Annotated in this window: 12 protein-coding genes; 2 read left to right on the top strand and 10 right to left on the bottom strand. The window is 65.8% G+C overall.

Annotated elements, in window-relative coordinates; genetic code table 11:
• Positions 1-77: 77 nt before the first annotated feature.
• The 10 genes from glpT to AC25M7_RS21495 form a co-directional block, all read right to left on the bottom strand.
• On the bottom strand, positions 78-1,430 hold the full coding sequence (glpT, locus tag AC25M7_RS21540) for a glycerol-3-phosphate transporter (RefSeq protein WP_028691413.1): 1,353 nt from the start codon (positions 1,428-1,430) through the stop codon (positions 78-80).
• Positions 1,431-1,638: 208 nt separating this feature from the next.
• On the bottom strand, positions 1,639-1,944 hold the full coding sequence (locus AC25M7_RS21535; protein WP_069017391.1) for an NIPSNAP family protein: 306 nt from the start codon (positions 1,942-1,944) through the stop codon (positions 1,639-1,641).
• A 58-nt stretch (positions 1,945-2,002) separates the two neighbouring features.
• On the bottom strand, positions 2,003-2,557 hold the full coding sequence (locus AC25M7_RS21530) for a lipocalin family protein (RefSeq protein WP_028691415.1): 555 nt from the start codon (positions 2,555-2,557) through the stop codon (positions 2,003-2,005).
• Between the two features lie 63 nt (positions 2,558-2,620).
• Positions 2,621-3,196, bottom strand: coding sequence for a hypothetical protein (locus AC25M7_RS21525; RefSeq protein WP_069017392.1), 576 nt, complete (start codon positions 3,194-3,196; stop codon positions 2,621-2,623).
• 81 nt (positions 3,197-3,277) lie between these two features.
• Entirely contained in the window at positions 3,278-4,294 is a 1,017-nt protein-coding gene (locus AC25M7_RS21520; protein WP_486971445.1) for an XdhC family protein, read from the bottom strand.
• Positions 4,295-4,341: 47 nt separating this feature from the next.
• Positions 4,342-5,676: a c-type cytochrome gene (locus AC25M7_RS21515; RefSeq protein ID WP_486971444.1), complete on the bottom strand. Its 1,335-nt coding sequence runs from the start codon at positions 5,674-5,676 to the stop codon at positions 4,342-4,344.
• Positions 5,677-5,693: 17 nt separating this feature from the next.
• Complete coding sequence (locus tag AC25M7_RS21510; protein ID WP_486971443.1) at positions 5,694-7,937, bottom strand: xanthine dehydrogenase family protein molybdopterin-binding subunit; 2,244 nt, start codon at positions 7,935-7,937, stop codon at positions 5,694-5,696.
• Positions 7,937-8,392, bottom strand: a complete 456-nt coding sequence (locus tag AC25M7_RS21505; protein ID WP_062360968.1) for a (2Fe-2S)-binding protein — start codon at positions 8,390-8,392, stop codon at positions 7,937-7,939. Before AC25M7_RS21505 ends, AC25M7_RS21510 begins: the two co-directional genes overlap by 1 nt.
• Positions 8,393-8,541: 149 nt before the next feature.
• On the bottom strand, positions 8,542-10,044 hold the full coding sequence (gene proP, locus AC25M7_RS21500) for a glycine betaine/L-proline transporter ProP (protein WP_050706435.1): 1,503 nt from the start codon (positions 10,042-10,044) through the stop codon (positions 8,542-8,544).
• A 145-nt stretch (positions 10,045-10,189) separates the two neighbouring features.
• Positions 10,190-10,648, bottom strand: coding sequence for a GNAT family N-acetyltransferase (locus AC25M7_RS21495; RefSeq protein ID WP_088851945.1), 459 nt, complete (start codon positions 10,646-10,648; stop codon positions 10,190-10,192).
• A 141-nt stretch (positions 10,649-10,789) separates the two neighbouring features.
• On the opposite strand from AC25M7_RS21495, the gene AC25M7_RS21490 reads away from it, so the two are divergent.
• Both AC25M7_RS21490 and AC25M7_RS21485 read left to right on the top strand, forming a co-directional pair.
• Positions 10,790-11,365 carry a hypothetical protein gene (locus tag AC25M7_RS21490; RefSeq protein WP_280092577.1) on the top strand — a complete coding sequence of 192 codons (576 nt, stop codon included), beginning with the start codon at positions 10,790-10,792 and terminating at the stop codon, positions 11,363-11,365.
• A 703-nt stretch (positions 11,366-12,068) separates the two neighbouring features.
• Complete coding sequence (locus AC25M7_RS21485) at positions 12,069-13,778, top strand: ShlB/FhaC/HecB family hemolysin secretion/activation protein (protein WP_062360974.1); 1,710 nt, start codon at positions 12,069-12,071, stop codon at positions 13,776-13,778.
• Positions 13,779-13,802 lie beyond the last annotated feature (24 nt).

Below are 13,802 nucleotides of genomic sequence, written 5' to 3'. Positions count from 1 at the left end.
CTTCAGGAGGCGACCGCGACACCGCCTGGTCGTCCAGGCAGTGTCGTTACGGTACGTGTCGCCGATTCAGGGGGCTATCAGGCGATCGCCTCGCGACCTGCACTTGCCGCCTTGCTGTGCCAAAGGGTCGGCACCATGAACGCGATCGCCAGCACGCACGCGCTCACCAGCAGCACGAAGCCGCCGTCCCAGCCGAAGTGGTCGACGGTGTAACCCATCGCCGCGCTGGCCGCGACCGAACCGCCCAGGTAGCCGAACAGCCCGGTGAAGCCGGCTGCGGTACCGGCGGCTTTCTTCGGCGCCAGCTCCAGCGCCTGCAGGCCGATCAGCATCACCGGCCCGTAGATCAGGAAGCCGATGGCGAACAGCGCGATCATGTCGACGGTCGGGTTGCCTGGCGGGTTGAGCCAGTAGACCAGGGTGGCGACGGTCACCAGGGCCATGAATACGATCCCCGTCAGGCCACGGTTGCCGCGGAAGATCTTGTCGGACATCCAGCCGCACAGCAGGGTGCCGGGAATACCGGCCCACTCATAGAAGAAGTAGGCCCACGAGGTGGTGTCGACGCTGAAGTGCTTGGCTTCCTTCAGGTAGGTCGGCGCCCAGTCGAGCACGCCGTAGCGCAGCAGGTAGACGAACACGTTGGCCATGGCGATGTACCACAGCAGCTTGTTGCGCAGCACGTACTCGACGAAGATCTGCTTGGCGCTGAATTCCTGCTCGTGGCTCTCGTCGTAGCCTTCGGGGTAGTCGTTCTTGTACTGCTCGACCGGCGGCAGGCCGACCGACTGCGGGGTATCGCGCATGGTGGCGAAGGCGAACACAGCCACCAGCACGGCCACGGCGGCGGGCACGTAGAAGGCGGCATGCCAGTCGTTGGTCCAGCCCAGGCCCAGCAGGAACAGCGGGCCGATCAGGCCGCCGCCGACGTTGTGAGCGACGTTCCACACCGACACCACGCCACCGCGCTCCTTCTGCGACCACCAGTGCACCATGGTTCGCCCGCTCGGCGGCCAGCCCATGCCCTGGGCCCAGCCATTGATGAACAGCAGCACGAACATGATCGTCACGCTGGATGTGGCCCAATGCGCGAAACCGAAAATGAACATCACCCCGGCCGAGATCAGCAGGCCGAAGGGCAGGAAGTAGCGCGGGTTGGAGCGGTCCGAGACCAGGCCCATGAGGAACTTGGACAGGCCGTAGGCGATGGCGATGGCGGAAATCGCCACGCCCAGCTGGCCGCGCGTGTAGCCCTCTTCCTCGATCAGGTAGGGCATGGCCAGTGAGAAGTTCTTGCGCAGCAGGTAGTAGCCGGCGTAGCCGAAGAAGATCCCGGCGAAGATTTGCCAGCGCAGGCGGCGATAGGTGCTGTCGACGCGCTCGTCGGGCAGCGGCGCCTGGTGCGCGGCAGGGCGGAAGAAGGCAAACATGTGAAGCTCCCAACTTGTTATAGGTATGCGAAAACGAATTTTACATTTTCGTTACAGAAAAAATACCGGTTTCGCTGGGAGATTCTGTTGTTTTGTGAACCTGGTCGGCTGCCGCCATGAAGCAAGCCCGGCACAGGGCATGGTTCACGGCGGCACACGCCCCGACCAACTGATAAAAGAGCTGTGATGTGGCGCAAATGACCCTGGCTCAGTCGAGCACAGGGCGCAGGAAGTTGCGTTCGTAACTGAGGATGAAGCGTTGCTCGCTGGCCAGGGCGAAGGCGGCGATGCATTCCGGGTCGGTTTCCGAGGCAATGCGGTACTGCTCGTAGGCCGCCAGGCTGGGGAAGCTGAACAGGGCGTAGGCGACATTGTTGGCGCCTTCGCTGGGCAGGAAGTAGCCGTGGTGGGTGCCGCCCATGCGGTTGACCAGGCCGATCCACAGCTTGCCATAGGCCTCGAAGGCTGGGATCTGGTAGGGGTCGATGATGTACTTGAGGTGGCAGGTGATCATTGCACGCAATCCTTTGGGTGAGCCGGGTGGCTCACCTTACAGGGGCGGATGGCGGCCGTCACTGGGGGGCTGGCTGGCGCCAGATCAGTTGGTCGGTGGGATAGCCCTGCTGGCGTGCCAGCTCCAGCAGCTGTTCTCGGGTCTGGGCACTGACGGTCGGTGAGCGCGACAGCAGCCACAGGTACTCGCGGTTCGGATGGCCGACCAGCGCCACGCGATAGTCCGGGTCGTGGTAGAGCACCCAGTACTCGCCCTTGGTCAGGCCGGGGGCCAGGCGGCTGAACCAGTTGTCGAAGCGCACCCAGAGCTTGTCGGTGCGTCCGGCCACCTGTGGCTCGGCGAGGCCGTGGGCCTCATTCCACTGGCCGTCCTTCTCCAGGCAGCGATTGGTCACATCGATACGACCGTCCTCGCGCAGGCCGTAATGGGCCTCGGATTGCACGCAGTTGCGCTGGAAGAACATCGGCAGGCGCGCCAGTTCGTACCAGGTGCCCTGGTAGCGCTGCAGTTCTATCTGTTGCGTGGTAGGCGGCGGCTCGTCGCGGGCGCTGGTGCAGCCCGTGAACGCGAGGGTGAGGCAGCAGTAAAATGGCACGGCCAGGCGCATCGCCATGGAAAACCTCCTGAAGGGGGAAAGGGCTCACATGATATTCGATGCGCGGGCCGGCCAAAGGTTTTACTGGGCTGGGCGCGAGGTTTCCACGCGCAGGATCTCGGTATAGATGGCGTCGACGGTCTGGTCGACCTTGAGGTTCTTCATGCGTGCCTGCAGGTCCGGGTCCTCGACCTTGACGACTTGTACCTTGCCTTCAGGCGGCAGCAGGGTGACCTCATGGGTGTTGAGGTCGATCTTCTTGATCTGCGAGGTGACCTTTACCTGGCGGAACGCCTCGCCGCCGGGGTTGGGGTTGTCCTTGGTGGCGCGGATAGTGCCGGATTCCTCGGACGCTTTCGGTGCGCCGCCTTCCTTGGTGTTGAGCACGTAGGCCACGGCGCGGGTCACGTAGATGTCGACCTGATCGCCGACCTTGAGGTTGGGCAGGGCCTTGGCCTGTTCGGTGAGCTGGAAGGTCACGTCCTTGTCGTGGGGACCCTTCACCGTGACCTGGCGATTGGTCAGGTCGATCTTGGTCACTTCGGTGGTGACATGGCTTTCCAGCGCCTCACTGGCGATGGGCAGTTCGGCGGCGTGGGCGGTGAGGTTGGCGGCAAAGATGAGCGAGGTGAGAGCGATGGCGCGGGTCGGGTTCATTGGCCTGTCTTCCTTGTGGTCGAGGGTGCATGCGAGAGGAAGCATAGACACTGGTTGGCAGGTGTGCGGCAGGTTCAGGCACTAGAAAGGTTGATGGTCACGCTGGCGCTTGGCCCCGGACACACTCACCGCCCCCGGCAAGTTCACGGCGTTCTTGGCCGCCAGCACTTCGGCCATCACGCTCACCGCGATTTCCGCCGGGGTCTTGCTGCCGATGTAGATGCCAATGGGCCCATGCAGGCGCTCGAGGGACTGTTCGGTTTCGCCGAAGTGCTCGATCAGCCGCTCGCGGCGCAGCTGGCTGTTGCGCCGCGAGCCGATGGCGCCGATGTAGAACGTCGGGCCGTGCAGGGCCTCAAGCAGCGCCAGGTCGTCGAGCTTGGGGTCGTGGCTGACGGCGATGATGCAGGTGCGCAGATCGGCCTTGAAGTCGCGTACCACATCGTCCGGCATGCCCTTCAGGTATTCGACGCCGGCGACCGACCAGGTGGCCATGTGCTCGGGCCGGGGGTCGCACACCGCCACCCGGAAGCCGTTGAACAGGGCCATGGTCGCCAGGTACTCGGCCAGCGCGCCGGCGCCGATCAGCAGCATGCGGTAGCCGGGGCCGAGGGTGTTGGTCATCTGCCGGCCATCGAAGCAGAACTGTTCCGGGGTGGCGGTGGGTTCGAGCTCGACCGCGCCGTCGGCCAGGGTCAGCTGGCGACGCATCAGCTGGCCGTTGTCGAGCTGCTCCAGCAGGTGTCGCAACGAGGCGATGGCGGGCATGAACTCGAGAATCAGTTCCAACGTACCGCCGCATGGCAGGCCAAAGCGGTGGGCGTCGTCGGCGCTGATGCCGTAGCGGATCACCTCGGGCGCCCCCTCGAGCAGGCCGGGGCCGCCGTAGGCGGTGGTGTAGCGGTGGATCAGGTCGTCCTCGATGCAACCGCCGGACACGCTGCCGACCACCCGGCCGTCGTTGCGCAGGGCCATCATCGAGCCGACCGGGCGCGGCGACGAACCCCAGGTGCGGGCGACGGTGGCGAGCAGCACGCGATGGCCGGCCTGGAGCCAGTCATGGGTGGTGCGCAGGACCAGCAGGTCGATGCTTTCCATGGTGTCCTCGTGAGTCCGTAGCTCGCGCTTTACCCGTGGGAGCGGTATCAGCGCATATGCAGGATGATCGGGCTGCTGCTGGCCGGGTCGGTATGCCCGCGCAACGTGCCCACCGCCTTGGCCTGCACCTCGCCGCCGTGATTGCCCCACGCGCCGCGGGCGAAACTCAGCACCTGGGCGATCTCCTGGTCCGACAACTGCTCGCGGAACGCCGGCATGCGGTAGGCGTCCGGCACCCCGGCGGCGACGATGCGCTGCGAGCCGTTGAGGGTGATGTTGATCGCCGAGGCATTCTCCGTGGCCAGCATCGAGGTGGCGCCCGCCAGTGGCGGCATCCACTCGGCCTGGCCCTTGCCGTCCAGGCCATGGCAGCTGGCGCAGCGGGTCGCGTAGGTATGCGCCCCTGGCGTGTCGGGCCCGGCGGCAACCGCCTGGTACTGCCAGGGTGCGCCGTCACGCCCCGGGTCGCCGGGCAGTGACTTGAGGTAGCGGGCGATCGCGTTCAGGTCGTCGTCGCTCATGAACTGCGTGGAGTTGTTGAACGCCTCGGTCATCGAGCCGTACACCACCGCGTGCTTGTTCCGCCCGGTCTTGAGGAACTGCACCATCTCCGGCTCGCTCCAGCGCCCGAGCCCGGTGTTGTGGTCCTGGCGCAGGCTCGGCGCGTACCAGCCATCGAGCAGGGCGCCGGCGAGGAACGGCGCGCCGCTTTCGTCCAGGGCCTTCTCGTTGAAGGCCAGGCCCCGAGGCGTGTGGCAACTGCCGCAGTGGCCGGGGCCCTGGACGATATAGGCGCCGCGATTCCACAGCGGGTCTTGGTCGGCCTTCTGCGCATAGGCGCTGGTCGGCGCGAACAGGCCGTTCCACAGGGCGATGGGCCAGCGCAGGTTCAGCGGCCAGGGAATGTCGCTGGGGACATTGGCCTCGGCGGCCGGCTGCACGCCCTTCATGAAGAACGCGTAGAGCGCCCGCACATCGTCGTCGCTGAGCTTGACGTAGGACGGGTAGGGCATGGCCGGGTAGAGCCGTCGCCCACCCGGCGCGACGCCCTGGCGCACGGCGCGGTCGAAGTCGGCCAGGCTGTAGGCGCCGATGCCATGCTCGCGGTCCGGGGTGATGTTGGTGGCATGGATGGCGCCCAGCGGCGTGGCCATTTCCAGGCCGCCGGCAAACGGCGCCTTGCCCGGCAGGCTGTGGCAGGCCACGCAGTCGCTGAGCCGGGCGACGTATTCGCCGCGGCTGACCAGGGTGGCGTCGGCGCTGTCCGTGACGCTGAAGGGCGAGGCGGGCTCGCGGGTGACGTACCAGGCCAGCAGGCCTGCCGCGACCAGGCACGGCAAGGCCAGCCAGCCTGCGGTTCTTGCGAATCGGCGGTTGTTCATGGGCTGTCCTTGTCGTGTCAGCTGAAGGTATGGCGGTTCAGGGGCATGCTGCGCACGCGCTGGCCGGTGAGCTGCGCCACGGCGTTGGCCACCGCGGGCGCCACCGCCGGCAGCGGTGGCTCACCGATGCCGCCCATCTTCGCCCCGCTCTCGACGATGCGCACATGCACCCGGGCCATGCGCGACGGCGGCAGCACCGGGTACAGGTCGTAGTTGCGTGCCCGTGGCATGCCGTTGAGCCACACCGACTCCTCCAGCAGCACCTGGGACAGGCCCAGGGACACCGCGCTGTTGACCTGGGCCTCGATGATCGCCGGGTTGACGATGCTGCCCGGGTCGATGGCCTGCCAGATGTCGTGCACCCTGACCTGGCCGCCCTCCAGCGACACTTCGGCGATCACCGCCGCCTCCGAGCCGAACGGCGAGGCCATGGCCACGCCGCGGGCGCGCTTGCTGCCGTCCTTGGCGGTGAACGGGCCGCGTTTCCAGCCACCGGACAACTCGCCCACCGCCTGCAGCAGGGTGGTCAGGCGCGGGTTGCCCTGCAGCAGTTGCAGCCGCAGCTCGAAGGGATCGTGGCCGCCCTTGTCGGCCAGCTCATCGAGGAACGACTCGTAGAAGAAGTCGTTGAGCGAGTTGCCCACCGAACGCCAGTAGCCGAGCATGGCCGGGCCTTTGACATAGATCTGCGCGGTGCGCTTGTTGGCGATGGCGTAGGCCTTGCCCGACAGCCCTTCCAGGGCGGTGGGGTCGACCTTGTCGCCCTGCTTGCCGGCGAGCGACTCGGTCGGGCCTTCGGTGGCGCTGATCGCCTCGATGGCCACCGGCAGGCCTTTTTCGTCCAGGCCGGCGCGGAACTTGACCACGGCCATCGGCCGCATGGCATCGCGCAGGAACTCCTCCTCGCGGCTCCAGATCAGCTTCACCGGCCGACCCACGGCCTTGGCCAGGGCGATGGCCTGTGGGTAGGGGTTGGCCGAGTCGTACAGGAAGTGGCGGCCGAAGAAGCCGCCGAGCAGCGGCGAGTGCAGGGTGATCCGCGCCGGGTCCAGGCCGGTGCGCTTGGCGATGTCGTCGCGGAACATGTCCTGGGCCTGGTTCGGCAGCCACACCTCCAGGCTGCCGTCGGGATTGAAACGGGCGGTGGCGGAGGGCGGCTCCAGCTGCGCATGGTTGAGGTACTGGTTGTGGTAGGTGGCCTCGACCGTGGTCTTGGCGCCTGCCAGGGCGCCTGCCACGTCGCCCTGGTTTTCCTCGTCACGGCTTGGCCCGGTCTGGGCGGCCAGGTGGTCGCGCCAGCCGTCGCTGGAAAAATCGGCGGGCATCGCACGCACCTGGCTGTCGGCAGCCGCCTCCTTCCAGTCCACCTGCAGTGCTTCGACGGCGCGCTTGGCGTGCCACCAGCGTTCGGCGACCACGGCCACCGCGCCGGGTAGCTGATGCACCGAATGCACGCCCTTCATGGCCTTGACCTGTTCCTCGTTGCGCAGGCCGCCGACGCTCATGCCCAGGCGCGGCGCATGCTGCACGGCGGCGTGGAGCATGCCGTCGACCTTGATGTCGATGCTGTAGAGGGCCTTGCCGGTGGACTTGTCGTAGGCGTCGAGGCGCTGTACCGGCTTGCCGATCCAGCGGAACTGGCTGGGGTCGCGCAAGGTGACGCTGGCGGGGTCCGGCACCGGCAGGTCCATGGCCGTTTCGGCCAGTTCACCGTAGCCGAGCGAACGGCCCGAAGCGGCATGCACTACCTTGCCCGGCTCGGTGGTCAGCTCGCTCACCGGCACGCCCAGCCGCTGGGCGCCGGCCTGCAGCAGCATGGCCCGGGCCAGGGCGCCGAGGCGGCGCATGGTCGGGTAGCTCATGCGCACCGACATGCTGCCGCCGGTGATGCGCAGGCCGTTTTCCATCACCACGTAGGCTTCGCCGGCGGGCGCGCTTTCGACCAGGAAGCGGGCAGGATCGAGGTCCAGTTCCTCGCCGACGATCTGCGCCATGGCGGTATTGACGCCTTGCCCGCCCTCCATGAATGGGCTGAGCAGGCGCACGCTGCCGTCCGGGCGCAGCTCCAGGAAGGCCGGCACCTGGGTACCGCGCTCTGGGGCGCTGGCGGCCTGTACGCGTGGTGCGCCTACTGGCAGGCCGAAGCCGAGCACCAGCGCGCCCACGGTGGTGCCGACCAGAAAGCGCCGGCGCGACAGGTTGACGGTTTCACCTGCGGGCAGTTTGAGTAAGTCTTCGGGGGTATCGATGCGTGTGCTCATCAGGCTTTACCCCCTTCGGCGAGATCCTGCACGGCGGCATGGATGGCGTTGTAGGTGCCGCAGCGGCACAGGTTGACCATCGCCGCGTCGATCTGCGCAGTGCTGGGTTTGGGCGTGTGCTTGAGCAGCGCGGTGGCCGCCATCACCTGGCCGGACTGGCAGTAGCCGCACTGGGCGACCTGGTGCTCGACCCAGGCGGCGACCACGCGTTTGCCCACGGCATCGTGCTCGATGGCCTCGATGGTGGTGATCTCGCGGCCGACCACGCCGGCCACCGGGGTGACGCAGGCGCGCACCACGTTGCCGTCCACCAGCACCGAGCAGGCGCCGCACTGGGCCAGGCCGCAGCCATACTTGGTGCCGGTCAGGCCCAGGTCGTCGCGGATCACCCAGAGCAAGGGCGTGTCGGCGTCAGCCTCGACCTGGTAAGTCTGCTGGTTGATTCGTAATTCCATGGGCTCACCTGCTGATCATCGGTTGTGGAAGCGGGGAATACGCTGTTCCCCAATCCAGAAACGCTAGCACAGCGGCCCATTGCGCAACCGATACACCCCGCAGATTCAGAGGATCAGGCAAGCAATCCGGCGGAATGCGCAAGTAGCCCTCAATCGATGCGCGGATGCTGCTCTGCGAGGGTCTTGCGCCTGGCCTCGAGCTCGGCGATCTGCGCGTCGATGTCCTCGATCTTCTGCTCGATGTTGTCGTGGTGCTCCTGCAGCAGTTCGCGGGCTTCCTCGATATCCGAGGCGGCCGGGGCGGCGCCGCGCAGCGGGCGGTTGGCGGTCTCCTTCATGGTCAGGCCGGTGAGCAGGCCGATCACGGCGATGACCATCAGGTAGTAGGCCGGCATGTACAGGTTGTCGCTGGTTTCCACCAGCCAGGCGGCCAGGGTCGGGGTGAGGCCGGCGATCAGCACCGAGATATTGAAGGCGCTGGCCAGGGCGCTGTAGCGGATATGGGTGGGGAACATCGCCGGCAGGGTCGAGGCCATCACGCCGATGAAGAAGTTCAGCAGCACGGCGAGGATCAACAGGCCTGCGAAGATCACCGCCAGCTTGCCGCTGGTGATCAGCATGAACGCCGGGATCGCCAGCAGGAACAGGCCGACGCTGCCGATGATGATGAACGGCTTGCGCCCCCACTTGTCGCTGAGCAGGCCGATGATCGGCTGCACGAAGAGCATGCCGACCATGATCGCGATGATGATCAGCACGCCGTGGTCCTCGCTGTAGTGCAGGTTGTGCGAGAGGTAGCTGGGCATGTAGGTGAGCAGCATGTAGTAGGTGACGTTGGTGGCGATCACCACGCCGATGCAGGTCAAGAGGCTGCGCCAGTGCTGGGTGGCGACTTCCTTGAACGACACTTTCGGGCCACTGGCCAGGCCTTCGCGGTCACCTTGCTCGAGCTTGTCGACGTGTTGCTGGAACGCCGGGGTTTCTTCCAGGGCGTGGCGCAGGTACAGGCCGATCAGGCCCAGCGGCAGGGCCAGGAAGAACGGCAGGCGCCAGCCCCATTCGAGGAACTGTTCCTCGCCAAGCACCGTCGAGATCAGCACAACCACCCCGGCGCCAAGGACGAAGCCGGCGATCGAGCCGAAGTCCAACCAGCTGCCAAGGAAGCCGCGCTTGCGGTCCGGGGCGTACTCGGCGACGAAGATCGACGCTCCGGTGTATTCGCCGCCCACCGAGAAGCCCTGGGCCATCTTCGCCAGCAACAGCAGGATCGGCGCCCAGATGCCGATGCTGGCGTAGGAGGGGATCAGGCCGATGGCGAAGGTGCTCAGCGACATGATCACGATGGTCGCGGCCAGCACCTTCTGCCGTCCGTAGCGGTCGCCCAGGGCGCCGAAGAACAGCCCGCCCAGCGGGCGGATCAGGAACGGCACGGAGAAGGTGGCCAGGGCGGCGATCATCTGCACGCCGGGGCTGGCGTTGGGGAAGAACACCTTGCCCAGGGCATAGGCGACGAAGCCGTAGACACCGAAGTCGAACCACTCCATGGCATTGCCCAGGGCGGCGGCGGTGATGGCCTTGCGCATCTTGGCGTCGTCGACGATGGTGATGTCCTTCAAGCCGATGGGCTTGACGGGTTTCCTGCGTGATTTCATGGGCCGTTGTCCTTGAAGGCTTGGGGCGTGGCCATGGTTTGGCCAGCCTTGTACCTAGGGTCAGATACAACGGCGCGCTAAATAATTCCCTGCGGGGTCATTTGCGTGGGTAAACCATGCGTGATTTCTGTAGGAGCGGCGCTGGTCAGAGCGTGCGAGACATCAACCAATGGCTATGCCCCCAGGCCTCGAACTGCTCCATATGCGTCCAGCCACGCTTGGCGTAGTAGGCGTCCTGGTCGTGGGTATGCAGGTAGAGCGTGGCAACTCCGTTGCTGCGGGCATGCTCGCAGACACCTTCGATCAGCCGCTCCGCCAGGCCTTGCCCACGCGCCTCTGGGGCGACGAACACGCAGGCCAGCCAGGGACCGAGGTCGCTGCGTCCGGGCAGGTCGTCGCTGGCTAGGGCGGCACTGCCCAGCAGGCGGTCGCCGTCCAGGGCGACCAGGCATTGCCATTGACCGTTGTGCTGGCCTTCGGCGAATTCGCGTTGCCAGTCGGCCAGCGGCACGTCCGCGTACTCATAGTGGAACTGTTGGTGCAGCCACTGGGCGAGGGTGTCGCTGTGGGCCATGTGGTGTTTCAGCCAGTCCAGGCGGAGCATGACGATGTCCTTTCAGGGGCAGGAGGGGTGGACCTTTGCGCGAAGCATACACCGCAGTGCGTGAGCGACGAGGATGATGGCGTTTTGATTTTAAGGGTGCGCAGCCGTTATCCTTGCGCCCGCATTCATCAAGGAAGAACCATGCACCTGTCGTCCCGCCTCAAATCGCTTGTAGCCCTGTCACTTGCCAGCCTGCTCGGTGCTTGCGCCAACTACCACTACAAGGAGTACCAGGGGGACTGGGCGCCTGAGACGATGACGCCCTATGATCTGTCCGGCAACCAGGCCGACGCACCGGTCGTGTACTTCGCTACCGTCCGTTACCGCGCCCTGGGCGTGCCGTTCCATCGCCTGCTGCTGGCCACCCATGTCGACGACCAGTTGCTCGAAGGCGCCGGGCGCCGCTCGATCCTCGATATCGCGGGCAAGCAGGCGCTGCGGCTGACGCCGGGCAAGCACTCCCTGAGCTGGTGCTGGGCCTCGATGAACGCGCTGGGGACCGGTGGCGGCAAATGCGGTTTCACCGCGCGCGATGTCGAGTTCCGTGCGGGCAAGCGCTACATCGTCGACTTCGACACCGTCGATGCCATCAACGGCCCGCCCGGGCGAGAGACGATGACCATCACCATCACCTCCGAGATTCGCGACCTCGACACCCGGGAGGTGGTCTACCCGCCCAAGGGCAGCGAAGCGCTGACCAAGAGTATGGATGGTTGATCGACCCGACCAGCGCAAGGGGGCTTCCACATCTGTTTCGGGCCAGCCAATCCTGTTAGGTTATCGCTGTTCGCCTTGGCGCATGCCTTGAAACAGGTGGAACGTCAGTGATGCCCATGCTGAAACAGCGTCGTACCAACAAGGCGGATCAGGTACTGGCACAGGACTGATTGGCCCGAAACAGATGTGGGAGCGGGCTTGTCCCGCGATGCGCCGCGCGGGCGGCGCTCCATCTTGCAGGCGCTGCAATACGCTCGTCGAACACCTGGAAAACATACATTCCAGAGCGAATCGCTCTTAATTATATGGCGCAACTTTTGCGCAATTTTCAACCCACTTGTCTCTCGGTCAATCTACCGACAAAGCAGAATCTTGTTCCACTCCCGCCCGTACGACTAAAGTCCGGTGTCTCCCGTTCGTGTCTACAAGTACCGTGGGGCCAGACAGTCATCAAGTTCGATTGTTGGACAATTAGATCTCGTCAACCCCTTTACCCGCTCTGCCACGGGCTAGCCAGTGACCATGCGGTCATGACTGGCGCCATGTGGTAATTAGCAGTCGTTAACTTTTCCGCGAGCGTTTCAACAAACAACGCTCAACTTTCTAAAGTTATTGCGCGTGTGCCGATAACCCTCGGTGACCGTGCTGGGAAGTTCCAAGTACTGCGATTCTCGCTGTGCCTTTGCCTGCGAATGGGTGTTGTATGTCGTACCTGTCTGCTGTTGATCGTCGTCAATTAACGCTGTCTGTCGCATTGGCTTGCCTGTGTGTTGGCAACCTGCATGCCGAGACATTTACGCCCGGTCAGGAAGTGCTGCGCCAACAACAACAGCAGCAACACGACCTGCAGCAACTGCAGTTGGAACAACGCCGCCGGCAACTGCAACGCGGTGCATTCACCGCACCCGACAACACTGCGCAGACACCCAAGGCCTCGGCTGCGGATGCGCGCTGCTGGCCGCTGGCCGGGGTGCGCATCGGCGGTGTCACGCTGATCGACCGTGCCACCCTCGATGCCCGCATCGACCCGCTGGTGGCCGCGTGCATGGGCGTGGGGCAGATCAACCAGCTGCTGGCGGGCATCACCGCGCTGTACCTGGAAAAGGGCTATATCGCCAGCCGCCCCTACCTGAGCAGCGCCCCGACGGCCGGGCAGTCGCTGGACATCCTGGTGGACGAAGGCTACCTGGAGGCCATCGAGCTGGCCGACCAGCGCCTGCCGGTGTCCCTGGCCGGGGCCTTCCCCGGCATGCTCGGCGAGCCGCTGAACCTGCGCGACCTGGAGCAGGGCCTGGACCAGCTCAATCGCCTGCGTTCGGTAGACCTCAGTGCCGACATCGCCCCCGGCAGCCAGCCGGGTGCCTCACGGATCATCCTGCGCCCACGCAGCGCCGGCCAACCGCGGGTTTCCGTGGGCCTGGGCCTGGACAATCTCGGCAGCGCCAGCACGGGGCGCGACCGCAGCGTGCTCAGCCTGAGCCTGGACAACCCGCTGGCGCTCAACGACCTGCTCAGCCTGTCGGCCAGCGATACCCTCAACCAGGGCGATCGCTACAGCCGCAATGCCAGCCTGTATTACGCCATTCCCTATGGGTACTGGACCTTCAGCCTGTTCGCCAGCCATGCCGAGTACCGCTCGCCGATCAAGCTCAGCACCTTGACCCTGCACAGCACCGGCATCACCGATCAGCTCAGCCTGCGCGGCGAGCGCGTGCTGTGGCGCGACCAGCGCCATCAACTGAGCGCCAGCCTGCAACTGGCGCACAAGGACGTCGACAGCGAATTCGCCAAGGTCCGCCTGGATGTGCAGAGCCCGACGCTGACGGTGGCCGAAGCCGGGCTCAACCTGTTCTGGCTCGACAGCGCGGTGTGGAACCTGGACCTCAACTACGCCCAGGGACTGCACTGGTTTGGCGCCGACGACGATGCCGATCGGCCAGTGCCCGACCTGCCCATGGCGCAGTTTCGCAAGTACCGCGCCGGCCTCGGCCAGTGGCGCAATGGCCACCTGCTGGGCCAGGCCTGGCAGTGGCAGAGCCAGCTCAACCTGCAGTACAGCCCCGACCCGCTGCCGGCCATCGAGCAGTTGCTCGGTACCGACGATTCCGCCGTGCGCGGCTACCGCCTCAGCAGCCTGTCCGGGGCCAGCGGAGCGGTGTGGCGCAACACCCTGCGCCTGCCGTTGCAGCCCCAGGGGCCGCTGACCATCACCCCGCGGCTGGGGCTGGACCACGGCTGGATCAAGGCCGACCACGGCGCCGCCAGCCAGCGCCTGAGCGGCGCGAGCCTGGGCCTGAACCTGAGCTGGAAGGCCCTGCAGCTGGATGTCGACTACCAGCGCAGCCTGACCACCCCCAGCGGTTACCACCGCGAGCCCGAAGTCTGGCTGTTCAGGGCCGCCGTGCAGATTTGAGCGCACCGAATTAGCAGTACCGAC

This window comes from Pseudomonas sp. P106(2024) (assembly GCF_057480815.1).
The sequence above is the reverse complement of the archived record's forward strand: the minus strand, read 5'-3'. Positions and strand labels throughout refer to the sequence as shown.